Origin of the sequence: Klebsiella sp. CD33, assembly GCF_051992865.1 — a bacterium.
GTDB lineage: Bacteria > Pseudomonadota > Gammaproteobacteria > Enterobacterales > Enterobacteriaceae > Klebsiella > Klebsiella pneumoniae.
In genome coordinates, this window is the sequence record NZ_CP197023.1 from 2,056,568 (window position 1) to 2,082,389 (window position 25,822).

Annotated in this window: 22 protein-coding genes, 2 tRNA genes and 4 other RNA genes; 14 read left to right on the top strand and 14 right to left on the bottom strand. The window is 55.7% G+C overall.

Annotation, left to right across the window (positions count from 1 at the left end; genetic code table 11):
* Positions 1–13 precede the first annotated feature (13 nt).
* Positions 14–1,396 carry a YchO/YchP family invasin gene (locus ACR809_RS10185; protein ID WP_020803639.1) on the top strand — a complete coding sequence of 461 codons (1,383 nt, stop codon included), beginning with the start codon at positions 14–16 and terminating at the stop codon, positions 1,394–1,396.
* Here the strand turns inward: ACR809_RS10185 and narL are convergent.
* Together narL and narX are read right to left on the bottom strand one after the other, a co-directional pair.
* Entirely contained in the window at positions 1,393–2,043 is a 651-nt protein-coding gene (gene narL / locus ACR809_RS10190) for a two-component system response regulator NarL (RefSeq protein ID WP_002910198.1), read from the bottom strand. The genes ACR809_RS10185 and narL overlap by 4 nt on opposite strands.
* Before the next feature lie 10 nt (positions 2,044–2,053).
* Positions 2,054–3,832 (bottom strand): nitrate/nitrite two-component system sensor histidine kinase NarX, encoded by a 1,779-nt coding sequence (gene narX, locus ACR809_RS10195; RefSeq protein WP_004175566.1) that lies wholly within the window; start codon positions 3,830–3,832, stop codon positions 2,054–2,056.
* Positions 3,833–4,143: 311 nt separating this feature from the next.
* Here narX and ACR809_RS10200 point away from each other — a divergent pair, with 311 nt between their 5' ends.
* The 6 genes from ACR809_RS10200 to narI all read left to right on the top strand — a co-directional run bounded on the left by ACR809_RS10200 (position 4,144) and on the right by narI (position 12,597).
* Positions 4,144–5,532, top strand: coding sequence for a NarK family nitrate/nitrite MFS transporter (locus tag ACR809_RS10200; protein ID WP_004175568.1), 1,389 nt, complete (start codon positions 4,144–4,146; stop codon positions 5,530–5,532).
* 125 nt (positions 5,533–5,657) lie between these two features.
* Positions 5,658–5,771 (top strand): hypothetical protein, encoded by a 114-nt coding sequence (locus tag ACR809_RS10205; RefSeq protein WP_162992573.1) that lies wholly within the window; start codon positions 5,658–5,660, stop codon positions 5,769–5,771.
* 166 nt (positions 5,772–5,937) lie between these two features.
* Positions 5,938–9,681 carry a nitrate reductase subunit alpha gene (locus ACR809_RS10210; RefSeq protein WP_048265694.1) on the top strand — a complete coding sequence of 1,248 codons (3,744 nt, stop codon included), beginning with the start codon at positions 5,938–5,940 and terminating at the stop codon, positions 9,679–9,681.
* Positions 9,678–11,213 carry a nitrate reductase subunit beta gene (gene narH, locus ACR809_RS10215; protein ID WP_002910193.1) on the top strand — a complete coding sequence of 512 codons (1,536 nt, stop codon included), beginning with the start codon at positions 9,678–9,680 and terminating at the stop codon, positions 11,211–11,213. The genes ACR809_RS10210 and narH overlap by 4 nt, the downstream gene beginning before the upstream one ends.
* Positions 11,210–11,920: a nitrate reductase molybdenum cofactor assembly chaperone gene (gene narJ, locus ACR809_RS10220; protein ID WP_002910191.1), complete on the top strand. Its 711-nt coding sequence runs from the start codon at positions 11,210–11,212 to the stop codon at positions 11,918–11,920. The genes narH and narJ overlap by 4 nt, the downstream gene beginning before the upstream one ends.
* Positions 11,920–12,597, top strand: a complete 678-nt coding sequence (gene narI, locus ACR809_RS10225) for a respiratory nitrate reductase subunit gamma (protein ID WP_002910189.1) — start codon at positions 11,920–11,922, stop codon at positions 12,595–12,597. Before narJ ends, narI begins: the two co-directional genes overlap by 1 nt.
* Here the strand turns inward: narI and ACR809_RS10230 are convergent.
* Positions 12,594–13,490 (bottom strand): DMT family transporter, encoded by an 897-nt coding sequence (locus ACR809_RS10230; protein WP_122051220.1) that lies wholly within the window; start codon positions 13,488–13,490, stop codon positions 12,594–12,596. The two genes, narI and ACR809_RS10230, sit on opposite strands and share 4 nt — an antisense overlap.
* Positions 13,491–13,597: 107 nt before the next feature.
* Here ACR809_RS10230 and ACR809_RS10235 point away from each other — a divergent pair, with 107 nt between their 5' ends.
* The gene (locus tag ACR809_RS10235) at positions 13,598–14,041 is read left to right on the top strand and encodes an Lrp/AsnC family transcriptional regulator (protein WP_004152249.1); all 444 of its coding nucleotides are present in this window, start codon (positions 13,598–13,600) and stop codon (positions 14,039–14,041) included.
* Between the two features lie 182 nt (positions 14,042–14,223).
* Here the strand turns inward: ACR809_RS10235 and ACR809_RS10240 are convergent.
* The 8 genes from ACR809_RS10240 to ACR809_RS10275 form a co-directional block, all read right to left on the bottom strand.
* A non-coding RNA gene (locus tag ACR809_RS10240) (RtT sRNA) lies at positions 14,224–14,355 on the bottom strand.
* A gap of 43 nt (positions 14,356–14,398) precedes the next feature.
* Positions 14,399–14,530, bottom strand: a non-coding RNA gene (locus tag ACR809_RS10245) — RtT sRNA.
* A gap of 43 nt (positions 14,531–14,573) precedes the next feature.
* Positions 14,574–14,705: non-coding RNA, RtT sRNA (locus ACR809_RS10250), on the bottom strand.
* Between the two features lie 43 nt (positions 14,706–14,748).
* A tRNA-Tyr gene (locus ACR809_RS10255) sits at positions 14,749–14,833 on the bottom strand.
* Positions 14,834–14,872: 39 nt separating this feature from the next.
* A non-coding RNA gene (locus ACR809_RS10260) (RtT sRNA) lies at positions 14,873–15,005 on the bottom strand.
* Positions 15,006–15,048: 43 nt separating this feature from the next.
* Positions 15,049–15,133: transfer RNA gene (locus ACR809_RS10265), tRNA-Tyr, on the bottom strand.
* Between the two features lie 159 nt (positions 15,134–15,292).
* Positions 15,293–16,135, bottom strand: a complete 843-nt coding sequence (purU, locus tag ACR809_RS10270) for a formyltetrahydrofolate deformylase (protein WP_004151854.1) — start codon at positions 16,133–16,135, stop codon at positions 15,293–15,295.
* 42 nt (positions 16,136–16,177) lie between these two features.
* Complete coding sequence (locus ACR809_RS10275) at positions 16,178–16,636, bottom strand: YchJ family protein (RefSeq protein ID WP_002910109.1); 459 nt, start codon at positions 16,634–16,636, stop codon at positions 16,178–16,180.
* A gap of 112 nt (positions 16,637–16,748) precedes the next feature.
* Between ACR809_RS10275 and rssA the strand changes: the two genes are divergently transcribed.
* The 3 genes from rssA to galU all read left to right on the top strand — a co-directional run bounded on the left by rssA (position 16,749) and on the right by galU (position 19,854).
* Entirely contained in the window at positions 16,749–17,651 is a 903-nt protein-coding gene (rssA, locus tag ACR809_RS10280) for a patatin-like phospholipase RssA (protein WP_002910108.1), read from the top strand.
* An 89-nt stretch (positions 17,652–17,740) separates the two neighbouring features.
* Complete coding sequence (gene rssB, locus ACR809_RS10285; RefSeq protein WP_032436001.1) at positions 17,741–18,754, top strand: two-component system response regulator RssB; 1,014 nt, start codon at positions 17,741–17,743, stop codon at positions 18,752–18,754.
* 197 nt (positions 18,755–18,951) lie between these two features.
* Positions 18,952–19,854, top strand: a complete 903-nt coding sequence (gene galU, locus ACR809_RS10290) for a UTP--glucose-1-phosphate uridylyltransferase GalU (RefSeq protein ID WP_002910105.1) — start codon at positions 18,952–18,954, stop codon at positions 19,852–19,854.
* A gap of 121 nt (positions 19,855–19,975) precedes the next feature.
* Here the strand turns inward: galU and hns are convergent, their stop codons facing one another.
* Both hns and ACR809_RS10300 read right to left on the bottom strand, forming a co-directional pair.
* Positions 19,976–20,383: a histone-like nucleoid-structuring protein H-NS gene (hns, locus tag ACR809_RS10295; RefSeq protein WP_002910103.1), complete on the bottom strand. Its 408-nt coding sequence runs from the start codon at positions 20,381–20,383 to the stop codon at positions 19,976–19,978.
* 422 nt (positions 20,384–20,805) lie between these two features.
* Entirely contained in the window at positions 20,806–20,937 is a 132-nt protein-coding gene (locus ACR809_RS10300) for a hypothetical protein (protein WP_004145401.1), read from the bottom strand.
* A 7-nt stretch (positions 20,938–20,944) separates the two neighbouring features.
* Here ACR809_RS10300 and tdk point away from each other — a divergent pair, with 7 nt between their 5' ends.
* On the top strand, positions 20,945–21,562 hold the full coding sequence (gene tdk / locus ACR809_RS10305; protein ID WP_002910100.1) for a thymidine kinase: 618 nt from the start codon (positions 20,945–20,947) through the stop codon (positions 21,560–21,562).
* 147 nt (positions 21,563–21,709) lie between these two features.
* Here the strand turns inward: tdk and adhE are convergent, their stop codons facing one another.
* Positions 21,710–24,385, bottom strand: a complete 2,676-nt coding sequence (adhE, locus tag ACR809_RS10310; RefSeq protein ID WP_002910097.1) for a bifunctional acetaldehyde-CoA/alcohol dehydrogenase — start codon at positions 24,383–24,385, stop codon at positions 21,710–21,712.
* A 77-nt stretch (positions 24,386–24,462) separates the two neighbouring features.
* Here adhE and ACR809_RS10315 point away from each other — a divergent pair, with 77 nt between their 5' ends.
* Positions 24,463–24,648 carry a hypothetical protein gene (locus ACR809_RS10315; protein WP_032103886.1) on the top strand — a complete coding sequence of 62 codons (186 nt, stop codon included), beginning with the start codon at positions 24,463–24,465 and terminating at the stop codon, positions 24,646–24,648.
* Between the two features lie 213 nt (positions 24,649–24,861).
* On the top strand, positions 24,862–25,509 hold the full coding sequence (locus tag ACR809_RS10320) for a YchE family NAAT transporter (RefSeq protein WP_002910095.1): 648 nt from the start codon (positions 24,862–24,864) through the stop codon (positions 25,507–25,509).
* Positions 25,510–25,822: the final 313 nt, after the last annotated feature.

Sequence of the window (25,822 nt, forward strand, 5' to 3'; positions counted from 1 at the left end):
GCAAACTCTGTTAATGCCTGTGTCGTTCCGTTTGTTGCCAACGTTGACCTTTCTCCTGCTGTTGCCGGGCGTTCCCGTCTGGGCGCTGACCGCCAGCGACACCACCCGCCCTGCGCAAGCGCAAGATCCGCTGCCCGATATGGGGATTGCTCCCCAGGTTGATGACGACGCCCGGCACTTTGCCGAAGTGGCGAAGAAGTTTGGCGAGGCCAGCATGAGCGACAATGGTCTGACTGCGGGTGAACAGGCGCAGCTGTTTGCCATCAGTAAAATCGGCAATGAAGTGAGTCATCAGCTGGAGAGTTGGCTCTCGCCGTGGGGCAACGCCAATGTCGACCTGCTGGTCAATAAAGAGGGGAAATTCACCGGCAGTAAAGGGAGCTGGTTCGTGCCGTTGCAGGATAACGACCGTTATCTGACGTGGAACCAGTACTCGGTGACCCGGCGCGAGCACGATCTGGTGGGCAACATCGGGCTTGGCCAGCGTTGGCGGGTCGGCGGTTGGCTGCTGGGCTATAACTCGTTTTACGATAAAGTGCTGAGCGAAAGCCTGGCGCGCGGCAGCGTTGGCGCCGAAGCGTGGGGAGAATATCTCCGCCTGTCGGCAAACTATTACCATCCGCTGGGCGACTGGCAGCTACGCGATAATCAGACTCAGGAGCAGCGGATGGCCGCAGGGTATGACGTCACCGCCCAGGCGCGGCTGCCGTTCTACCAGCACATCAACACCAGCGTCAGCGTCGAACAGTATTTCGGCGATAGCGTCGATCTGTTTCACTCCGGCACCGGCTACCATAATCCGGTGGCCGTCTCCGTTGGGCTCAATTACACCCCGGTCCCGCTGGTCACGGTGACCGCTAAGCATAAGCAGGGGGAAAATGGCGTCAGCCAGAACAATGTGGGCCTGAAGCTAAACTACCGCTTTGGCGTACCCCTTAAGCAGCAGCTTGCGGCAGACGAGGTGGCGATCAGCAACTCGCTGCGCGGGAGCCGCTTCGATAGTCCGGAGCGGGATAATCTGCCGGTGGTGGAGTATCGTCAGCGGAAAAATCTGACGGTCTATCTGGCCACGCCGCCCTGGGATCTGCAGTCCGGGGAGACGGTGCAGTTGAAGCTGCAGATCCATAGTCTGCATGGCATCAAGGCGCTGCACTGGCAGGGAGACACCCAGGCCCTCAGCCTGACGCCGCCGGTAGATGCCAGCAGCCCCGATGGCTGGAGCATCATTATGCCGGTATGGAACAGTGAACCGGGCGCCGCGAACCGCTGGCGCCTGTCGGTGGTGGTGGAGGATAAACAGGGGCAGCGCGTCTCCTCCAATGAGATCGCCCTGGCGCTGACCGAACCGCTGGTCAAGTTTACCACGCCAGGCGTCTCCTGGACGGACTCGCCTTAGAAGATTCGCTCCTGGTGGACCCATACCGCCGCTTCCACGCGGGATTTGAGCTTCATTTTCTTCAGCATGTGCTTCACGTGTACTTTGACGGTGCTTTCGGTGATATCCAGGCGACGGGCGATCATTTTGTTCGGCAGTCCCTGGGCTATCAGCTTGAGAATGTCGCGCTCGCGCGGGGTCAGCTGGCTGATGTCGCGATCGGAGGTGGCGCGGTTGGCGCGCAGGCTGGCGGCCAGCACCGGCGTTAACGCTTCGCTTAATACCATCTCTCCGGCGGCCGCCTGCTGCAGCGCTTTCAGCAGATCTTCCGGTTCCATGTCCTTCAGCAAATAGCCATCGGCGCCGCGCTTCAGGGCGGTGACAACGTCCTCTTCATGGTTGGAGACGCTGAAGACCACTACCCGGCCAGAAAGGGATTTCTCACGCAGCTTATCCAGCGTCTCCAGACCGTTCATGCCCGGCATATTAAGGTCCAGCAGGATCAGGTCAGGATCCAGCGACTCGGCCAGCTCAATACCTTGCGCGCCATTGCTGGCCTCGCCAATCACCTGGATGTCCGGCGCCATGCTGATCAACTGTTTCACGCCGGTGCGCAGCATCGGATGGTCGTCAATGAGAAGGATAGTTGCCCGTTCCTGTTGACTCATGAGGGTCTCCTTATTGGATGGAAAACGTTTTTTCCGGGATAAACGTGACGATCACTTCGGTTCCACCGGTTTCCCGGCGTCGTACCTGACAGTCACCGCGCAAGCTCTGGGCGCGATCCCGCATAATAATTAAACCGTAATGGTTACTCCGTTCGGCGTGGTCCGGTACGCCGCGGCCGTTATCCGCTACCACCAGACGAACCTGATTATCGCGTTGTGACACCGTCACGGTTACTTCGGTCGCGCTGGCATGCTTCAGAGCGTTGCTCAACGCTTCGCGAGCGATCTGCAGCAGGTGGATCGCCTGATGCGAGGGCACAAAGCGCGGCGGGAGCTGGTAATCAAGCTGCACCGTAAAGCCGAAGTGGGCGCTGTACTCCTGACAGCTGGCCTCCAGCGCCGGGCGCAGCCCCGGCTCGGTCAACTGCAGGCGGAAGGTGGTTAACAGCTCCCGCAGCTGGGCCCACGAGGTATTCAGTTCGTTACGGATCTGCCCCAGCAGCTGGCGGCTTTCCGTCGGCAAGGCGTCGCCTTGCATCTGCAGACAGCTAACCTGCATCTTCATACAGGATAGCGACTGGGCGATGGAGTCGTGCAGCTCGCGGGCGATAGTGGCCCGTTCTTCCATGACGATCAGCTGCTGCTGCTTCTCCTGATGGCGGTCCAGCGCCAGGGTGCTGGTCAGCTGTTCCACCAGGGTATCCACCAGCTGCTGCTGATCGTGGCTGAGATGGCGGCCAACCGGCAGCGTCGCCAGCAGGATGCCGTACTGACTATGCGCATCTGACAGCCGCCACTTCAGCGTTGTTCCCCCATCCGGCAGCGGCGGCAGATTGCGTGGACAGAGGTAGCAGCCTTTATCATCACAGTCATCATCCGAGTGGCAGGTAAACTCCTGGTGATTATCTTCGTCTTCCAGGTCGTAAACCCGTACCTCGATATCGCGCAGCAGCGTCAGCCCCTGCAGGCCATTCAGTACCGGCGAAATACGTTCGCAGAGCGGGGCGCTGGAGTGCAGCCGGCGGTTGGCCTGCCATAAGAAAGCGAGGATCTCGTTCTTCTGCTCCAGTCCGGCAGTCTTCTCCTGCACCCGCCGCTCGAGCACGGCGTAGCTTTCCGCCAGCTCTTCCGACATGTTATTCAGCGCCATGCCCAGGGTCGCCATTTCGTTGCGGCCGCTGATGTGCGCCCGCTGGGTGAAATCACGCTGACTCACCGCGCGCGCCATGCTCAGTAGCTGTTTCCACGGCCGCAGCAGACGGGCGCGTAGCCAGATGATAGTGAAGATCAGCAGCAGCGCCATACCAATGGCGAGGATGCGATGGATCCAGACCACCCGTTCGATACGCTGCTCGGTGGTGTGGTCGAATGCGGTGACCAACTGGTCGATACGATCGACAAAGTCGGCGACATCCTGGGCCACTTCCGCCTGATTGACTGCGCGCTGCATGCCGGGGGCCAGCGCCAGCTGCCAGTACTGCTGCAGGGCTTTAAGCTGGATTTCCTGGCCGTCGCGGCGGGCGGAATTTTGCAGCTCCGGGCTGAAGACGGTGGCGGTCATGTCCGCCACCAGTTTTTGATCGTTTTCATTCAGCGGGATCGCCGCCAGCAGCCGGTAGCTTTGCATACGCAATGAACCGGCCTTGTTAATGGCGTGCGCGCTGCCCTGCACGCCGTTCACCAGGCGCGCGGAGATCGCCATGCCGGCGACGCCAATAATCGTGGCGAGCAGCACGATTAACGCCAGTTGATTGACCAGCGTCAGCGGGGTAAAAAGACGTTTTAACATGGAATGCGTGGCTCCTGACCGGTCATGTCTCCGGGAGTGGCGCTTATTCTCGACTATCCCCTGGAGTATACCCATACCCCTAAAGAGTTACTCCTTAATTGTCGGTGGTAGGCGATGTTAGGGGGGGGATTATACGCAACCCGGCAGCAGCGTGAAAAACCACACTTTTTTCCCCACCATTCTCTACTCACTTGGAGGCATGGTTTATTTTTGCACAAATTAGCTCGCGCTTTTCCTTTGATTTATATCAACTTACCGCCCCGGGTAACCCCTAAGGTAGCGGCAGGAAATATGAATAATCAGAGGTATCTATGAGTCAATCTTCCCTCCCGGAGAAGGCTAACCGCTCGGTCATAACCGACTGGCGGCCTGAAGATCCTGAATTCTGGCAACAGCGCGGCCATCGTGTGGCAAGCCGCAATTTATGGATCTCCGTTCCCTGTCTGTTACTGGCGTTCTGCGTTTGGATGTTGTTCAGCGCGGTTGCCGTTAACCTCAACAAAGTAGGCTTTCAGTTTACAACCGATCAGCTGTTTATGCTGACCGCGCTGCCGGCGCTGTCAGGCGCCTTATTACGCGTGCCTTACGCCTTTATGGTGCCGCTGTTCGGCGGCCGTCGCTGGACGGCGTTCAGCACCGGGATCATGATTGTGCCGTGCGTCTGGCTGGGCTTCGCGGTCCAGGATACCTCTACGCCGTTTAGCATCTTCGTGATTATCTCTCTGCTGTGCGGCTTCGCCGGAGCCAACTTTGCCTCCAGTATGGCCAACATCAGCTTCTTCTTCCCGAAAGCGAAGCAGGGCGGGGCGCTCGGCGTTAACGGCGGACTTGGCAATATGGGCGTCAGCGTGATGCAGCTGGTCGCGCCGCTGGTGGTCTCGATCTCTATCTTTGCCGTTTTTGGCGGTAACGGTAGCGAGCAACCGGACGGCTCGATGCTGTATCTGGAAAACGCCGCGTGGATCTGGGTACCTTTTCTGATTATTTTCACTCTGGCGGCGTGGTTCTTTATGAACGACCTGTCGGCTTCGAAAGCGTCGCTGAGCGAGCAGTTGCCGGTACTTAAGCGCCTGCATCTGTGGATTATGGCGCTGCTCTATCTCGCGACCTTCGGCTCCTTTATCGGCTTTTCCGCCGGGTTCGCGATGCTGTCAAAAACTCAGTTCCCGGATGTGCAGATCCTGCATTACGCCTTCTTCGGCCCGTTCATTGGCGCGCTGGCGCGTTCGATGGGCGGGGCGATCTCCGACCGCCTCGGTGGGACCCGCGTAACGCTGGTCAACTTTGTGGTGATGGCTGTCTTCTGCGCGCTGCTGTTCCTGACCCTGCCGACCAACGGCCAGGGCGGTAACTTTATCGCCTTCTTCGCGGTGTTTATGGTGCTGTTCCTGACCGCCGGGCTGGGGAGCGCCTCCACCTTCCAGATGATCTCCGTGATCTTCCGTAAGCTGACTATGGACCGCGTGAAGGCCCAGGGCGGCAGCGAAGCGCAGGCGATGCGCGAGGCGGCGACCGATACCGCGGCGGCGCTGGGCTTTATCTCCGCCATTGGCGCTATCGGCGGCTTCTTTATTCCGAAAGCGTTCGGTATCTCGCTGGATCTGACCGGCTCGCCGGCCGGGGCGATGAAAGTGTTCCTCGTGTTCTATATTGCCTGCGTGGTGATCACCTGGGCGGTATACGGTCGTAAGCGTCAGTAATCGGCCGCGGTAACGTTGGCGTATAAAAAGGCGCGCTCCCCACGGAGGCGCCTTTTTTAACCGCTTAATTAGTTACAACATACTATTGGAGAATATTGTCCGCATCGACCGCTGAGCCAGAACAGGTGGGCTTGCCAGTGAAATGGCTCTACCCCTTAATACCTCCGTTGTTAACAAATCCCGGTGAGGCGCTGCTTTTTGAGGTGAAAACCATTAAAAAACAACAAGTTAAAAAATAACATCTTATACCACCTTGGTGGTAATCGAGGTTTTGCTGCGCAGTAACAAGCCAGTTCGGATTGATCGCTATCAATTCTCGCCCTCTTTCATAGCGTTACCTTCGCTGCAAATCCAGCAATGTCGATTTATCAGAGAGCCGTCAGGCTCCATATCAGGAGAAACCCGATGAGTAAATTCCTGGACCGGTTTCGCTACTTCAAACAGAAGGGTGAAACCTTTGCCGATGGGCACGGCCAGCTTCTAAACACCAACCGGGACTGGGAGGATGGATACCGTCAACGTTGGCAGCATGACAAAATTGTGCGTTCCACTCACGGTGTCAACTGCACCGGCTCATGCAGCTGGAAGATTTATGTCAAAAACGGTCTGGTGACCTGGGAAACGCAGCAGACTGACTACCCGCGCACCCGCCCGGACCTGCCGAACCACGAACCACGCGGTTGCCCGCGCGGCGCCAGCTACTCCTGGTACCTGTACAGCGCTAACCGCCTGAAATACCCGCTGATGCGTAAACGCCTGATGAAGATGTGGCGGGAAGCGAAAGTTCAGCATAGCGATCCGGTTGAGGCATGGGCGTCGATTATCGAAGACGCCGACAAAGCCAAAAGCTTCAAACAGGCCCGCGGTCGCGGCGGTTTTGTACGTTCCTCCTGGCAGGAAGTGAATGAGCTGATTGCCGCCTCCAACGTCTATACCGTCAAAACCTACGGTCCGGACCGCGTGGCTGGCTTCTCGCCGATCCCGGCGATGTCGATGGTCTCCTACGCGTCCGGCGCCCGTTATCTGTCGCTGATCGGCGGCACCTGCCTGAGCTTCTACGACTGGTACTGCGACCTGCCGCCGGCTTCGCCGATGACCTGGGGCGAGCAGACCGATGTGCCGGAATCCGCCGACTGGTATAACTCCAGCTATATCATCGCCTGGGGCTCCAACGTGCCGCAGACCCGCACCCCGGATGCGCACTTCTTTACCGAAGTCCGCTATAAAGGGACCAAAACCGTAGCCATCACTCCGGACTACGCCGAAATCGCCAAACTCTGCGATCTGTGGCTGGCGCCGAAGCAGGGTACTGATGCCGCGATGGCGCTGGCGATGGGCCATGTGATGCTGCGTGAATTCCACCTCGATAAGCCGAGCCAGTATTTCACCGACTATGTGCGCCGCTATACCGACATGCCGATGCTGGTGATGCTCGAGGAGCGCGACGGTTATTATGCCGCCGGCCGTACGCTGCGCGCATCCGACCTCGTGGATTCCCTTGGTCAGGAGAACAATCCGGAATGGAAAACCGTCGCCTTTGACGAGAAGGGCGACATGACCGTACCGAACGGTTCCCTCGGATTCCGCTGGGGCGACAAAGGCAAATGGAACCTCGAACAGCGCGACGGTAAAACTGGCGAAGAGATTGAGCTACGTCTGAGCCTGCTGGGCAGCCATGATGAAGTGGCGAACGTCGGCTTCCCGTACTTCGGCGGCGAAGGTTCTGAGCACTTCAACAAAGTCGATCTGGAAAACATTCTGCTGCACAAACTGCCGGCCAAACGCCTGCAGCTGGCCGACGGCTCTACCGCCCTGGTCACCACCGTGTATGACCTGACCATGGCTAACTACGGCCTGGAGCGCGGTCTGAACGATGACAACTGCGCCGCCGGCTACGATGAAGTGAAAGCCTACACCCCGGCGTGGGCGGAGAAGATCACCGGCGTCTCCCGCGCGCATATCATCCGTACCGCCCGTGAATTTGCCGATAACGCCGATAAAACTCACGGTCGTTCGATGATTATCGTCGGGGCGGGCCTCAACCACTGGTTCCACCTCGACATGAACTACCGCGGCCTGATCAATATGCTGATCTTCTGCGGCTGCGTCGGTCAGAGCGGCGGCGGTTGGGCGCACTATGTGGGCCAGGAAAAACTGCGTCCGCAGACCGGCTGGCAGCCGCTGGCGTTCGCCCTTGACTGGCAGCGTCCGGCACGTCACATGAATAGTACCTCGTACTTCTATAACCACTCCAGCCAGTGGCGCTATGAAACGGTGACCGCGCAGGAACTGCTGTCGCCGATGGCGGATAAATCCCGTTACAGCGGCCACCTGATCGACTTTAACGTGCGCGCAGAGCGGATGGGCTGGCTGCCGTCGGCGCCGCAGCTTGGCGTCAACCCGCTGCGTATCGCTGACGAAGCGAAGAAAGCCGGCATGACCCCGGTGGATTACACCGTGAAGTCGCTGAAAGAGGGCTCGATTCGCTTTGCGGCCGAGCAGCCGGAAAATGGCAAAAACCACCCGCGTAACCTGTTTATCTGGCGTTCCAACCTGCTGGGCTCCTCCGGTAAAGGCCATGAATACATGCTCAAGTACCTGCTGGGTACCGAGAACGGCATTCAGGGCAAAGACCTGGGCAAGCAGGGCGGCGTGAAGCCGGAAGAAGTCGAATGGCGGGATAACGGCCTCGACGGCAAACTGGATCTGGTGGTGACCCTCGATTTCCGTCTGTCGAGCACCTGTCTCTACTCCGACATCGTGCTGCCGACCGCCACCTGGTACGAAAAAGACGACATGAATACCTCGGATATGCATCCGTTTATTCACCCGCTGTCGGCCGCCGTTGATCCAGCCTGGGAATCGAAGAGCGACTGGGATATCTATAAAGGTATCGCGAAGAAATTCTCTGAAGTGTGCGTGGGCCACCTTGGCAAAGAAACCGACGTGGTGACCCTGCCGATCCAGCACGACTCCGCCGCGGAAATGGCGCAGCCGCTGGATGTCAAAGACTGGAAAAAAGGCGAATGCGATCTCATCCCCGGGAAAACCGCGCCGCATATTATTCCGGTTGAGCGTGATTACCCGGCGACCTACGAGCGTTTCACCTCGATCGGCCCGCTGCTGGAAACCATCGGCAACGGCGGGAAAGGCATCGCCTGGAACACCCAGAGCGAGATGGATCTGCTGCGTAAGCTCAACTACACCAAGGCGGAAGGCCCGGCGAAAGGCCAGCCGAAGCTGGAAACGGCCATCGACGCCGCGGAAATGATCCTCACCCTGGCCCCGGAAACCAACGGTCAGGTGGCAGTGAAAGCGTGGCAAGCGCTGAGCGAGATCACCGGTCGCGAGCATACGCACCTCGCGCTGAACAAAGAAGACGAGAAGATCCGCTTCCGCGATATTCAGGCGCAGCCGCGGAAGATTATCTCCAGCCCGACCTGGTCTGGCCTGGAAGATGAGCATGTCTCCTATAACGCCGGTTACACCAACGTTCACGAGCTGATCCCGTGGCGCACGCTGACCGGACGTCAGTCGCTGTATCAGGATCACCAGTGGATGCGCGACTTCGGCGAAAGCCTGCTGGTCTATCGGCCGCCGATCGACACCCGTTCGGTGAAAGCGGTGATGGGCGAGAAGTCCAACGGCAACCCGGAAAAGGCGCTGAACTTCCTGACCCCGCACCAGAAATGGGGTATCCACTCGACCTACAGCGATAACCTGCTGATGCTGACCCTGTCGCGCGGTGGGCCGATTGTCTGGATGAGCGAAGCGGATGCGAAAGATCTGGGTATCGAAGATAACGACTGGATCGAAGTGTTCAACGCCAACGGCGCCCTGACGGCGCGTGCGGTGGTGAGTCAGCGCGTTCCAGCCGGGATGACCATGATGTATCACGCGCAGGAACGTATCGTGAACCTGCCGGGCTCTGAAATCACCGGTCAGCGCGGGGGGATCCATAACTCCGTCACCCGTATTACGCCGAAACCGACCCACATGATCGGCGGCTACGGCCACCTGGCATATGGCTTTAACTACTACGGCACCGTCGGCTCCAACCGCGATGAGTTTGTGGTGGTACGTAAGATGAAGAACATTAACTGGTTAGACGGCGAAGGCAACGACCAGGTACAGGAGAGCGTAAAATGAAAATTCGTTCACAAGTCGGCATGGTGCTGAATCTCGATAAGTGCATCGGCTGCCACACCTGCTCGGTGACCTGTAAAAACGTCTGGACCAGCCGGGAAGGGATGGAATACGCCTGGTTCAACAACGTGGAAAGTAAGCCGGGCGTCGGTTTCCCGAACGACTGGGAAAACCAGGAAAAATGGAAGGGCGGCTGGATCCGCAAAATCAACGGTAAACTGCAGCCGCGCATGGGCAATCGCGCGATGCTGTTGGGAAAAATCTTCGCCAACCCGCATCTGCCGGGCATCGATGATTACTACGAGCCGTTTGATTATGACTACCAGAATCTGCATAACGCGCCGGAGAGCAAACATCAGCCGATCGCCCGTCCGCGCTCGCTGATCACCGGCCAGCGGATGGACAAGATCACCAGCGGTCCGAACTGGGAAGAGATCCTCGGCGGCGAGTTTGAAAAACGCGCCAAAGATCAGAACTTCGACAACATGCAGAAGGCGATGTACGGCCAGTTCGAAAACACCTTCATGATGTATCTGCCGCGCCTGTGCGAGCACTGCCTGAACCCGGCCTGCGTTGCGACCTGCCCGAGCGGCGCCATCTATAAGCGTGAAGAAGACGGCATCGTACTGATCGACCAGGACAAGTGCCGCGGCTGGCGGATGTGTATCACCGGCTGTCCGTACAAGAAGATCTATTTCAACTGGAAGAGCGGGAAATCCGAGAAATGCATCTTCTGCTACCCGCGTATTGAATCCGGGATGCCGACGGTGTGCTCCGAAACCTGCGTGGGCCGTATCCGTTATCTCGGCGTCCTGCTATACGACGCGGACGCGATTGAAAACGCCGCCAGCACCGAGAACGAGAAAGATCTGTATCAGCGTCAGCTGGACGTGTTCCTCGATCCCAACGATCCGAAAGTGATCGAGCAGGCGCTGAAAGATGGCGTACCGCAGGGGGTCATTGAAGCTGCGCAGCAGTCGCCGGTTTACAAAATGGCGATGGACTGGAAGCTGGCCCTGCCGCTGCACCCGGAATATCGCACCTTGCCAATGGTCTGGTACGTGCCGCCGCTGTCGCCGATTCAGTCCGCCGCCGATGCGGGTGAACTGGGTAGCAACGGGATCCTGCCGGACGTGGAAAGCCTGCGTATTCCGGTGCAATATCTGGCGAACCTGCTGACCGCGGGCGATACCCAGCCGGTACTGCTGGCGCTGAAACGAATGCTGGCGATGCGCCACTATAAGCGTGCGGAAACCGTTGACGGCGTCGTTGATACCCGCGCGCTGGAAGAGGTGGGGCTGAGCGAAGCGCAGGCCCAGGAAATGTATCGCTATCTGGCGATCGCCAACTACGAAGATCGTTTCGTGGTGCCGAGCAGCCATCGTGAACAGGCGCGAGAAGCGTTTCCGGAGAAAAACGGCTGCGGCTTTAGCTTTGGCGATGGCTGCCACGGCTCTGACAGTCAGTTCAACCTGTTCAACAGCCGTCGCATCGACGCCATCGACGTGACCAGCAAAACGGAGCCGCACGCATGATTGAACTCGTGATTGTATCGCGTCTGCTCGAATATCCTGACGCTGCCTTATGGCAGCATCAGCAGGAGATGTTCGAGGCGCTCGCGTCATCAGAGAAACTCAGCAAAGAGGATGCCCACGCGCTGGGCGTTTTCCTGCGCGATTTAGTGGCTCAGGATCCGCTGGACGCCCAGGCGGCCTATAGCGAACTGTTTGACCGCGGCCGGGCCACCTCGCTGCTGCTGTTTGAACATGTCCACGGCGAATCCCGCGATCGCGGGCAGGCGATGGTGGATCTCATGGCGCAGTACGAGCGCCACGGCCTGCTGCTGGATAGCCATGAGCTGCCGGATCATCTGCCGCTATATCTGGAGTATCTGGCGCAGCTGCCGGAAGAGGAAGCGCTTGGCGGCCTGCGGGACGTCGCGCCGATCCTCGGTCTGCTCAGCGCGCGCCTGCAGCAGCGCGAAAGTCGCTATGCGGTGCTGTTCGAGCTATTGCTGAAGCTGGCCAATACTCAGGTCGACAGCCAGAAGGTGGCGGAGAAGATTGCCGACGAAGCGCGCGACGATACGCCGCAGGCGCTGGACGCCGTCTGGGAAGAAGAACAGGTCAAATTCTTTGCCGACCAGGGCTGCGGCGAGTCGGAAATTTCCGCTCACCAGCGTCGTTTTGCCGGAGCCGTGGCCCCGCAATATCTGAATATCTCTAACGGAGGACAGCAATAATGCACTTCCTGAATATGTTCTTCTTTGACATTTATCCGTACATTGCGGGTTCGGTGTTCCTGATTGGCAGCTGGTTGCGCTATGACTATGGCCAGTACACCTGGCGCGCCGCCTCCAGCCAGATGCTGGACCGTAAGGGGATGAACCTGGCGTCGAACCTGTTCCATATCGGCATCCTGGGTATTTTCGCCGGCCACTTCCTCGGCATGCTGACCCCGCACTGGATGTATGAGTCCTTCCTGCCGATCGACGTCAAGCAGAAGATGGCGATGATCGCCGGCGGCGCCTGCGGCGTGATGACCCTGGTGGGCGGGTTACTGCTGCTCAAGCGTCGTCTGCTCAGCCCGCGCGTTCGCGCCACCACCACCGGAGCGGATATTCTGATCCTCTCGTTGCTGATGGTGCAGTGTGCGCTCGGCCTGCTGACGATCCCGTTCTCCGCTCAGCATATGGACGGCAGTGAAATGATGAAACTGGTCGGCTGGGCGCAGTCGGTGGTGACGTTCCACGGCGGCGCGTCACAGCATCTGGATGGCGTGGCGTTTATTTTCCGCGTTCACCTGGTGCTGGGCATGACCCTGTTCCTGCTGTTCCCGTTCTCCCGTCTGGTTCATATCTGGAGCGCGCCGGTCGAATACCTGACGCGCAAATACCAGATTGTCCGCGCCCGTCGCTAACTGGCCCGCGACTGCTCACTGACCCCGCCGCGGCGGGGTTTTTTTTCGCCCCAGCCGAGATTATTCCCAGCGGCGGCAAACAGAATAAGCATCCCACCGAGCAATTGCACCGCGGATAACGCATGGTGGAAGACCAGATAGTCGACCACCATCGCCACCAGCGGATAAATAAAGGAGAGCGAACCGGTAACGGGCGTCGGCAGTTTCTGTATCGCGCTATATAAAAGCTGATACATGATCCCGGTATGGACGATGCCGAGGATCAGCAGATAGCGCCAGGGGAAGCTGGCCGTCAATTCTGGGGCATGCACCAGCGGCAGCAGCATCACGACGCCGACGAGAACCTGAATGAAGGCGATATGCTGCGCGGGGAGCGGATGCAGTTTGCGCGCGATGATGGCGGTCAGGGCATAGAAGAATGCCGCGCCCAGCGCCAGCAACACGCCGGTGGTAAGCCCCTCTTCGTGTGCAGGCATCAGCTCGCTCGACAGCAGGATCACTACGCCGCCAAAGGCCAGCAGTAACCATCCCCATTTCACGGCGCTGACCCGTTCCCCCAGCACCATCCCCATCAGTACCAGCATAAACGGCTGGGTGTTATAGACCACGGTGGCCATACCGATTGAGATCCGCGAATAGGCGGCAAACAGCAGCAGCCAGTTGACGACCAGCGCCGCGCCGCCAATCACCGCCAGAGCGAGAGTGAAACGCGTTAGCCGGCTGAAGGGCTGGCGGCTTAACACGATAAACACCAGCAGGGTTAGCGCGCCAATCAGGCAGCGCCAGAACACCACATCAGTCAACGGCAAACCAGAGAGCAGCACGAACGCGCCGATCGAGCCGGAGATTATCATTGCCAGGCTCATCTGCCAGACGCCGCGGGTAAGTTGCATTTTTCACCTCCACCATTTTTTAGTTATTGTGCGAAAAACCCTGACAGGGTGATATGGCTGAATTAAGGTAGAAGGGGGGAAATGCCTTTTATAATTAGGTGAAATATATGAATGACGTACTTGATGAAATTGACCGGGCGATCCTCACCTGCCTGACTCAGGATGCCAGAGTTTCGCTCAAGGTCCTGAGCGCGCGAGTGGGGCTGACCTCGCCGAGCACCGCCGAGCGGGTGAAGCGCCTGGAGGAGCGGGGTGTCATTCAGGGCTATGGGGCGCGGGTAAATCTCGCCGCGCTGGGCTATAGCCTGCAGGCGCTGGTGCGGGTCCGGCCGCTGCCTGGGCTGCTGCAGAAGGTGGATAAATATATCCAGGCGATGCCGGAATGTATTGAAAGTGACAAGGTGACCGGGGAAGATTGTTTTGTGATGCGTCTCGTGGTGCGCGATATTGCCCAGCTGGATACCCTGCTGGACGGTCTGGCGGAGTATGCGCAGTGTAACACCTCGGTGGTGAAAAGCTCGCCGGTAAAAAGGCGGTTACCACCGCTGTGAGTTTTTCCGGAGGCGGTGCTGCGCACCTGTCCGGGCTACCAGACGGCACCACTTGTAGCCTCGCTAAGCGAAGCGCGAGCGATGAGACAGCAGAACAGGTGGCTGAGAGTGCAGGAATGTGTAGCCTCGCTAAGCGAAGTGCGAGCGAGGAGATAGCCGAACCGGTGGCTGAGAGAGTGCAACAGTGGTGGGGGAAGGATTACTCGGCGCTAAAGCGCCTCGCCCTTCGGGCCGTTGCCTGCGGCAACGTTCTCTCGCTTCGCTCGAGTCGAACCTTAGTCGAAGCTTCTCATCCTTCCCTGTAGGGCAGAATATAGAATACCGTAGGTAGATTATGCTGGGCATGACATGGGGAGATGGTGGTGGGGGAAGGATTACTCGGCGCTAAAGCGCCTCGCCCTTCGGGCCGTTGCCTGCGGCAACGTTCTCTCGCTTCGCTCGAGTCGAACCTTAGTCGAAGCTTCTCATCCTTCCCCGTGGGGCAGAATATAGCGTATCGCAGGTGGAATAAGCTGGGCAATACATGAAGAGATGGTGGTGGGGGAAGGATAACTCGTCGCTATCGCTCCTCGCCCTTCGGGCCGTTGCCTGCGGCAACGTTCTCTCGCTTCGCTCGAGTCGAACCTTAGTCGAAGCTTCTCATCCTTCCCCGTGGGGCAGAATATAGCGTATCGCAGGTGGAATAAGCTGGGCAATACATGAAGAGATGGTGGTGGGGGAAGGATTCGAACCTTCGAAGTCGATGACGGCAGATTTACAGTCTGCTCCCTTTGGCCGCTCGGGAACCCCACCAGGGGTAAAATCACATTGTAGGTTATTCAGCAAAATGAATGGTGGTGGGGTAAGGATAACTCGTCGCTATCTCTCCTCGCCCTTCGGGCCGTTGCCTGCGGCAACGTTCTCTCGCTGGCGCTCGAGTCGAACCTTAGTCGAAGGTTCTTACCCTTCCCGCTAAGTGCAAACATCGTTTACGCTTGTCGGGGAAACCATATCACTGTAGTGAATAATGGTGGTGGGGGAAGGATTCGAACCTTCGAAGTCGATGACGGCAGATTTACAGTCTGCTCCCTTTGGCCGCTCGGGAACCCCACCACGGGGTAATGCTTGGTACTGGCCTGCTTCCTTCTCGGGAAGCGGGGCGCATCATACCAAATGATGCGCCCCTGTAAAGCATTCGTTTGACAAAAATAAACTGGTTGCCTGATTTTTACGCGTAACGCCGTAAAGCTAACCAATTCATTTCTCAGTCGATTAAAGAATGATCGTCCGGTTACCGTAAACGAAGACGCGCTGCGCCAGTACCTGATACAGCGCTCGGCTCAAGACGTTTTTTTCGACATCGCGCCCAGCGCGCATCATATCTTCTGCGGTATAAGTATGATCGACGTGAATCACATCCTGCATGATGATCGGGCCTTCATCCAGATTGTCATTCACGTAGTGGGCGGTAGCGCCAATGATTTTCACGCCGCGCTCATAGGCCTGATGATAGGGACGGGCGCCGATAAACGCCGGCAAAAACGAATGGTGGATATTGATGATTTTGTTCGGGAAGCGGGCGACAAATTCTGGCGTCAGGACGCGCATATACTTGGCCAGCACCACGTAATCCGGTTCGTGGGCGGCGATAGCATCGCCCATTCGCTGATCGTGTTCTTCGCGGCTCAGTCCTTCATGGCTGACCAGCTCAAACGGAATACCAAAGCGCTCCACCAACGAGCGCAGGGTGTCATGGTTGCCGATAACCGCGGCAATATCGACATCCAGCCCGCCGTAGTTGGCTTTCATCAGCAGATCGCCCAGACAGTGCGCCTCTTTCGTCACCAGAATCACCACCCGGCGACGGCCTGCCGGATTCAGTTCGCGGATGGAGCCTTCAGGCAGGGCGCTGTCGAGATCGGCCAGCAGAGTAGCGTCGTTAAAAATGCCTTCCAGTTCGGTGCGCATAAAGAAACGACCGGTACGGTGGTCAACAAACTCATTGTTCTGCACAATGTTGAGTTCATGCTTGTAGCAGATATTGGTGATACGCGCGATGAGGCCTTTCTGATCAGGGCAAATAGTGCGTAGTACTTTACGTTGTAATGAATGCATCGCGAGGAAAATCCTGTAATGTTTGCAAGCGCTGTGCCAGCGTTACTGGCCGCAGCATTTTTTAAATTTTTTACCTGAGCCGCAGGGGCAGGGGTCGTTACGGCCAATCAGCGGTCGTGTCCCGTCGATATAGTACCACTGTCCATTTTCTTTTAAGAATCTGGAACGTTCAATAATGGCGCCAGGGCGGTTATTGTCATTAAAGCGGGCGACAAAGCTGACAAAACCTTCATTTGGAGCTCGCCCCTCATCACTGGCGAACAGGGTTAAGCCCAGCCATTCGGTCTGGGAAAACCCTTTCTCCAGTTCGGCGCGAAATTGCTGCGCCTGACAGGACGGGTGCCAGGTTTTGATTAGATAGTCAGCGTCTTTCATGACGAACGCGCTATAACGGGAGCGCATAAGCTGTGACGGGCCCGGCGCAAGCTCAGCGCCGGACAGATATCGCTGGCAACATGAGCTATACTCCAGTGCGCTGCCACAGGGGCATAATTGCGACAAAACTGCCTCCATGGAAGAAAGAGTAACGGCGCTTCTACGCCAAAGGGCATTATGTTAACTGAGCCGTGACAATGTTGCCACGCTCAGAGTGGAAGGATAGTTATTAGTACTAATGAGAAAGCTTAAAATTGGTCTGGCGCTAGGTGCGGGAGCCGCTCGCGGATGGTCGCACATTGGCGTCATCAACGCCCTCCAGCGGGCCGGTATTGAGATTGATATCGTAGCCGGTTGTTCTATCGGTTCGCTGGTAGGGGCGGCGTATGCCTGTAACCGACTCCCGGCACTCGAATCATGGGTCTGCTCATTCAGCAACTGGGATGTCCTGAAGCTGATGGATCTCTCCTGGCGCCGGGGGGGACTGCTGCGGGGGGAAAAGGTATTCAATCATTACCGCCGCATTATGCCCGTCACCGAGATTGAACGCTGCGAGCGCCGGTTTGCCGCTGTTGCCACCAATTTAAGCACCGGTAGGGAGCTGTGGTTTACCGAAGGCGATCTACATTTAGCCATTCGCGCCTCCTGCAGTATGCCGGGGTTAATGTCGCCAGTAAGGCATAATGGTTACTGGCTGGTCGATGGCGCGGTGGTCAATCCGGTTCCTGTGTCGCTCACCCGGGCAATGGGAGCGGATATTGTGATTGCCGTCGACCTGCAACATGATGCCCATCTTATGCAGCAGGATTTGTTCTCCCTTGAAACGCCGCGGCAGGAAGCGGAAGAGAAGGAGGGGCCATGGCATACTCGTCTGCGCGCGCGCTTGACGCGAATGAGTTCCCGCCGTACGGCCGTGACGCCGACGGCGATGGAGATCATGACCACCTCTATCCAGGTACTGGAAAACCGTCTTAAACGCAATCGTATGGCGGGTGACCCGCCGGATATCCTGTTGCAGCCATACTGTCCGCAAGTTTCGACGCTTGATTTTCATCGCGCCGGAGAGGCGATCGCCGCGGGGCAACTGGCGGTAGAAAAGAAAATGGATGAATTATTACCATTAGTGCGTACAGCCGTTTGACGTACGAGTTACTGACTTAAGCAAATTCTGACAGGCGATAGTGAGAATAGCGTGCCACTATTGAATTATCGTCAGCCAGGGGAGATATCATGACGCAGCCATTGGCGGGAAAACAGATTCTGATAGTTGAAGACGAACCCGTTTTCCGCTCACTCTTGCATGGATGGCTGACCTCGCTGGGAGCAACAACCTTCCAGGCGGAAGATGGCAAGGATGCCCTGCATAAAATGACGGAGGTGCATCCGGACCTGATGATTTGCGACATTTCTATGCCGAGAATGAACGGTCTGGAGCTGGTGGAAACGCTGCGTAACCGCGGCGAACAGTTACCGATCCTGATGATCTCCGCCACCGAAAACATGGCGGATATAGCTAAAGCGTTGCGACTTGGCGTCCAGGACGTGCTGTTAAAGCCAGTAAAAGATTTCGAACGCCTGCGCGAGACCGTTTACGCCTGTCTCTATCCCGCGATGTTCAGTTCGCGCGTGGAAGAGGAAGAGCGTTTATTTGAGGACTGGGATGCGCTGGTCAGTAATCCCATCGCCGCTTCAAGACTATTGCAGGAATTACAGCCGCCGGTGCAACAGGAAATGTCGCACTGCCGCGTTCATTATCGACAACTGGTGTCGGCAGACAAGCCCGGTCTGGTACTCGATATCGCGCCGCTTTCGGAAAATGATTTGGCTTTCTATTGTCTGGATGTCACACGCGCAGGCGATAATGGCGTGTTGGCAGCATTATTGCTGCGCGCGTTGTTTAATGGTCTGCTGCAGGAGCAACTGGCGCACCAGGGACAACGGCTACCAGAAATGGGAAGTTTGTTAAAACAGGTGAATCAACTGCTGCGTCAGGCAAATCTTCCGGGCCAGTTCCCTCTGTTAGTAGGGTATTACCACAGCGGGCTGAAAAATTTAATTCTGGTGTCAGCGGGACTTAATGGCACGCTGAATACGGGGGAGCATCAAATTCAGATTAGTAATGGCGTTCCTTTGGGGACGCTGGGTGATGCTTATCTTAACCAAATTAGCCAACGCTGCACCTCGTGGCAGTGCCAAATTTGGGGGGCTGGCGGTCGTTTACGCTTAATGTTGTCTGCGGAATGAGCAATTGCGTTTATATCTAAGCAGACGGGATTACCTCTTGCCCTTTAGCGGTGGTAACATCGAGCAGTTTTATGCGTAAAAGTCCTAATTCGAGGCTATCGGCAGCTTTTCAGACCAGTGAATACGCGGTTGACTGATATACTCGACACGTTATTTGTAACGAGAAGTTTAAAAAACAAACAGTCCAGGAGATTTCAATGGCTGCCCTTAATTCTAAAGTCAGAAAAGCGGTTATCCCGGTTGCGGGATTAGGCACCAGGATGCTGCCGGCCACCAAAGCGATTCCAAAAGAAATGCTGCCGCTGGTAGATAAGCCGTTAATTCAGTACGTTGTTAATGAATGTATCGCTGCAGGAATTACTGAAATTGTTCTGGTAACGCACTCGTCGAAAAACTCTATCGAAAACCATTTCGATACCAGTTTTGAGCTGGAAGCGATGCTGGAAAAACGTGTAAAACGCCAGCTGCTGGAAGAAGTGCAGTCTATTTGCCCGCCGCACGTGACTATTATGCAAGTTCGTCAGGGCCTGGCGAAAGGTCTGGGTCACGCGGTGCTGTGCGCCCATCCGGTAGTGGGAGATGAGCCGGTCGCGGTTATTCTGCCAGACGTTATTCTGGATGAATATGAATCCGATCTGAGCCGCGATAACCTCGCTGAGATGATCTCTCGCTTCGATGAGACTGGCGCCAGCCAGATTATGGTTGAACCTGTCGAAGACGTAACCGCTTATGGCGTGGTTGACTGCAAAGGCGAATCCCTGAAGCCGGGCGAAAGCGTACCGATGGTGGGCGTGGTTGAGAAGCCAAAAGCTGACGTTGCGCCGTCCAACCTGGCGGTGGTGGGGCGTTATGTCCTCAGCGCCGATATCTGGCCGCTGCTGGCGAAAACCCCTCCGGGCGCTGGTGATGAAATTCAGCTGACTGACGCCATTGATATGCTGATCGAGAAAGAAACGGTTGAAGCTTATCATATGAAAGGCAAGAGCCATGACTGCGGTAATAAGCTTGGCTACATGCAGGCGTTTGTCGAATATGGTATTCGTCACAAAACGCTGGGCGACGATTTTAAAGCCTGGCTGGAAACGGCGGTAGCGAAGTAATCCGCCGCGCGGTTGAAAGTACAAACCGGGAGCGCATCTGCGACTCCCGGTTTTTTTATATCGGCCCTGAGGGCAAAAAAAATCCCGCCGCAGCGGGATTTTTTATAGCGATCAACGGAGATTAGATCAGGAAATCGTCCAGTGATTTACCTTGCTCATCCATTGCTTTTTTGATCACAGCCGGGGTACGGCCCTGACCGGTCCAGGTTTTGGTTTCACCATTTTCGTCAACATAGCTATATTTAGCCGGACGTGCAGCACGCTTGGTTTTGGTACCGGCTTTAACGGCAGCCATGGTGCTCAGCAGTTCATTCGGATCAATACCGTCAGCAATCAGCATTTCACGGTATTGCTGCAGCTTACGCGTACGCTCTTCAATTTCTGCCGCGGCAGCGTTTTCTTCTTCACGGCGCTCGTTAACGACGACTTCTAATTTTTCCAGCATTTCTTCGAGCGTTTCCAGGGTGCATTCTCTTGCCTGCGCACGAAGAGTACGGATGTTGTTCAAAATTTTAAGTGCTTCGCTCATTGTAGTAATCTCAAACTTATATTGTGGGGTGGTTTGTTGAACTAATAATAGAGCGATAAAATGCGTTGTGCAATAGGGGGGAATGTAAGGAATTCAAAATTACTGGTTATTTGTCGCGAGAATTAATTAATTTAAGTTAAAATTCCCGTGCCGCTTCACATCTTTCATCGCTTATAGCGATGAGGCGAAGGCAAGCTAAAACATTGAGACGGTATGCTTTTTGAGAGGTTCAGTGAGAGAAATGATCCTTTACATGGGTAAATAACCCTCGTCAGTATTAGCGCATTTTTGGTTACAAGGCTTAATATAAAACAACCGGCAGCCCTGCTTATAGCCCATGGGCAACCGGTCTATAAGCACGAAAAGACAATGGTTACCGCGCCAGTAGCGTAACGGGGCGTACAAATAGTGGCCCTGAAAATTCAATTCATCTTCTTAATCCTTTCGGTTTGCAGGCCCTTCAGCTTCGCGACAATACCCCTGCTGAAAGCGCGGCTGTGCGCATAAAATATGGTACAATCGTCGCCGCGATAAAACACTTTGATTGGGGTCACGCAGCCGATGGCACAACTTTATTTCTACTACTCTGCAATGAATGCAGGTAAGTCGACCGCTCTGTTACAATCTTCGTACAATTACCAGGAGCGGGGGATGCGTACCGTCGTTTATACCGCTGAGATTGATGACCGCTTTGGCGCCGGAAAAGTCAGTTCGCGTATCGGGCTCTCCTCGCCGGCCCGATTGTATAATCCACAGACCTCGTTATTTGACGATATTGCGGCGGAGCACCAGCTAAAGCCGATTCACTGCGTGCTGGTGGATGAAAGCCAGTTTCTGACGCGTGAACAGGTTCATGAGCTGTCCGAAGTTGTCGATACGCTGGATATTCCGGTGCTTTGCTATGGGTTGCGGACGGACTTTCGCGGTGAGCTCTTTACCGGCAGCCAGTATTTACTGGCCTGGTCAGATAAGCTGGTTGAGCTGAAAACGATCTGCTTCTGCGGCCGCAAGGCCAGCATGGTATTGCGCCTCGATCAGGAGGGGCGTCCTTATAATGAGGGTGAGCAGGTCGTCATCGGCGGTAATGAGCGGTACGTATCGGTCTGCCGTAAGCATTATAAAGAGGCGCTGAGCGTCGGTTCGTTAACCAAGGTACAAAACCAGCACCGTCCCTGCTGATACCCTCAGAAGCTCGTACAGGCGCCTGTGGGCGCCTTTTTAATGTCTGCTATAGGTTGGCGTAGCTGGCGATAAAGAATGGCTGATAGCGGGGATAAAAAAAGCCCCGTCAGGTGACGGGGCTTGTCGCGATGCTATCGCTGTTGGTTAAGCGGATTTTTTCGCTTTTTTCTCAGCCTTTACCGGAGCAACTTCGGCTTTCGCACCGGCTTCGCCTTCGACGAATTCGCGGCCGTAGTAGGTATCCAGCAGGATCTGTTTCAGTTCGGAGATCAGCGGGTAGCGCGGGTTAGCGCCGGTGCACTGGTCATCGAATGCATCTTCAGACAGTTTATCAACGTGGGCCAGGAAGTCAGCTTCCTGAACGCCAGCTTCGCGGATAGATTTCGGAATACCCAGCTCAGCTTTAATGCTTTCCAGCCATGCCAGCAGTTTCTCGATTTTCGCTGCGGTGCGGTCGCCTGGTGCGGAGAGGCCCAGGTGATCGGCGATTTCAGCGTAACGACGACGAGCCTGCGGACGGTCGTACTGGCTGAACGCGGTCTGCTTGGTCGGGTTGTCATTCGCGTTATAGCGGATAACGTTGCAGATCAGCAGGGCGTTGGCCAGACCGTGCGGAATATGGAACTGGGAACCCAGTTTGTGCGCCATCGAGTGACACACGCCGAGGAAGGCGTTAGCGAACGCGATACCGGCGATAGTCGCGGCACTGTGTACGCGCTCACGGGCAACCGGGTTCTTGGAACCTTCGTGATAGGAAGCCGGCAGGTACTCTTTCAGCAGTTTCAGCGCCTGCAGCGCCTGGCCGTCAGAAAACTCAGAAGCCAGTACGGAAACGTAAGCTTCCAGGGCGTGAGTCACCGCATCCAGACCACCGAACGCACACAGCGATTTCGGCATATCCATCACCAGGTTGGCATCGACAATGGCCATATCCGGGGTCAGCGCATAGTCTGCCAGCGGGTATTTCTGACCGGTCGCGTCATCGGTCACCACGGCGAACGGCGTCACTTCAGAACCGGTACCGGAAGTGGTAGTGATCGCCACCATCTTGGCTTTGACGCCCATTTTCGGGAACTTGTAGATACGTTTACGGATATCCATAAAGCGCAGCGCCAGTTCTTCGAAGTGGGTTTCCGGATGTTCGTACATGACCCACATGATTTTCGCCGCATCCATCGGGGAACCGCCGCCCAGGGCGATGATCACGTCTGGTTTAAAGGAGTTTGCCAGGTCGGCACCTTTACGTACGATGGTCAGCGTCGGGTCAGCTTCAACTTCGAAGAAGACTTCCGTCTCAACACCCGCAGCTTTCAGTACGGAAGTGATCTGATCGGCATAGCCGTTGTTGAACAGGAAGCGGTCAGTCACGATCAGCGCGCGTTTGTGACCATCGGTAATCACTTCATCCAGTGCGATTGGCAGGGAGCCACGACGGAAGTAGATAGATTTCGGAAGTTTGTGCCACAACATGTTTTCAGCTCGCTTAGCAACGGTTTTCTTGTTGATCAGGTGTTTCGGACCAACGTTTTCAGAGATGGAGTTACCACCCCAGGAACCACAACCCAGAGTCAGGGAAGGCGCGAGTTTGAAGTTGTACAGGTCACCGATACCACCCTGAGAAGCCGGGGTGTTGATCAGGATACGCGCGGTTTTCATCATTTGGCCGAAGTAAGCCACGCGAGCCGGCTGGTTGTCCTGGTCGGTGTACAGGCAAGAGGTGTGACCGATACCGCCCATGGCGACCAGTTTTTCTGCTTTGGCTACCGCGTCTTCGAAATCTTTTGCACGGTACATAGCCAGCGTCGGAGACAGTTTTTCGTGAGCAAACGGCTCGCTCTCGTCAACGTTGGTCACTTCACCAATCAGAATTTTGGTGGTGGCCGGCACGGTGAAGCCTGCCAGTTCAGCGATTTTGGCCGCTGGCTGACCAACGATAGCCGCGTTCAGCGCGCCATTTTTCAGGATAATGTCCTGAACGGCTTTCAGCTCTTTACCCTGCAGCAGGTAGCCGCCGTGGCTGGCGAAACGTTCGCGAACCGCGTCATAGACTGAATCAACCACCACAACGGACTGCTCAGAAGCACAGATCACGCCGTTATCGAAGGTTTTAGACATCAGTACGGACGCTACGGCACGTTTGATGTCGGCGGTTTCATCAATGACTACCGGGGTGTTACCGGCGCCGACGCCGATAGCAGGTTTACCGGAGCTGTATGCTGCTTTCACCATGCCTGGACCACCGGTCGCCAGGATCAGGTTGATGTCCGGGTGATGCATCAGCGCGTTAGACAGTTCTACAGACGGCTGATCGATCCAGCCAATCAGGTCCTTCGGCGCGCCGGCCGCGATGGCAGCCTGCAGCACGATATCAGCCGCTTTGTTGGTGGCTTCTTTTGCACGCGGGTGCGGAGAGAAAATGATGGCGTTACGCGTTTTCAGACTGATGAGCGATTTGAAAATGGCTGTTGAAGTCGGGTTAGTGGTCGGTACGATACCGCAGATGATGCCGATAGGCTCAGCGATAGTGATGGTGCCAAAGGTGTCGTCTTCTGACAGAACGCCACAGGTTTTTTCGTCTTTATAAGCGTTGTAAATGTATTCGGAAGCGAAGTGGTTTTTGATCACTTTGTCTTCAACGATGCCCATGCCGGATTCGGCTACGGCCATTTTGGCGAGAGGGATTCGAGCATCTGCAGCGGCCAGAGCGGCGGCGCGGAAGATTTTGTCGACTTGTTCTTGAGTGAAACTGGCATATTCACGCTGGGCTTTCTTGACACGCTCAACAAGCGCGTTCAGTTCAGCGATATTAGTAACAGCCATAATGCTCTCCTGATAATGTTAAACTTTTTTAGTAAATCAGTCGCTCGATTCGACATTATAGACAGGCCGTTAACAGCTTGCATGTAAATGTTTATGTAGAAAAATCAGGGCGCTGTTTCACCGATTTACTAAAAAAGCTTTATCTCTTTCGCTTTCAGGTACTGCTGCCTTCCACTCTGTTGGTGTCATCAAGATTACTCACTTCTGAGTACAAATTACGTGATTTAGATCAAGTATTGTCGCTGCTGATACCTTTCAGCTGACTGCTTTTTGACCGGTTCGATCAAGTGTGATGGGAGGGTTTTGAAATTAAAAAAACGATTAGCATTAAATATACAAATGACTAACATTCGATACATATCACCGGGTTATGCATATTTATAATGAATATTGCAGGTAAAAAGCGTATGTTTCGCGCAGTTATTTTATGCTGTTAACAGTCAACCGCCAATTTTGATGATGCTGCGGAGCCCAATGTGACTCAATCACTGTTCGATTTTTCTGCATATTTCAAGTTTTTCATCGGCTTATTTGCCCTGGTTAACCCGGTTGGCATTATTCCGGTATTCATCAGTATGACCAGCTATCAGCCGGCTGCGGTGCGTAATAAGACCAACCTCACCGCCAACCTGTCGGTGGCGATCATCCTCCTGACGTCGCTGTTCCTCGGCGATGGCATTCTGCAGATTTTCGGTATCTCCATTGACTCCTTCCGTATCGCCGGCGGCATCCTGGTGGTGACCATCGCGATGTCGATGATCAGCGGTAAGCTCGGCGAAGATAAGCAGAACAAGCAGGAAAAGTCGGAGACGGCGGTCCGGGAGAGCATCGGCGTCGTTCCTCTCGCGCTACCATTAATGGCCGGGCCAGGGGCAATCAGTTCAACTATCGTCTGGGGGACCCGGTACCACTCCTGGGTGCATCTGGTCGGGTTCTCACTGGCGATAGCGGTATTTGCCCTCTGCTGCTGGGGGATTTTCCGTATGGCGCCGTGGCTGGTCCGTTTGCTGGGGCAGACGGGAATCAACGTCATCACCCGTATTATGGGCCTGTTGCTGATGGCCCTCGGCATTGAGTTTATTGTGACCGGGATTAAAGCGCTGTTCCCAGGACTGCTGAGTTAGTTCGTCGCCAGCAGGCGGGGAGTCTCGCTTCACGCCTGCGCGATTATTAGCAAAACCTATTAGCCAGCGCGAAACTGGCGGTAGGGATAATATTTTGCGATATCGCTATTAATTTCATATTTTTCATTAAGATATGAAATATTTCTCTTTACATTCTCCTCACGCCTCCCCCTCCTGTGATGTTATTTTCTTCACATCATTCTCTGGTACTTGCTGTCGGATCATCGAAATGATATTAGTAATTTTAACAAGGCGGCAGATGAATGTGCTAAAAAGTAATCTATTGTTAAATTTTTGTACAAAAAACCATCTT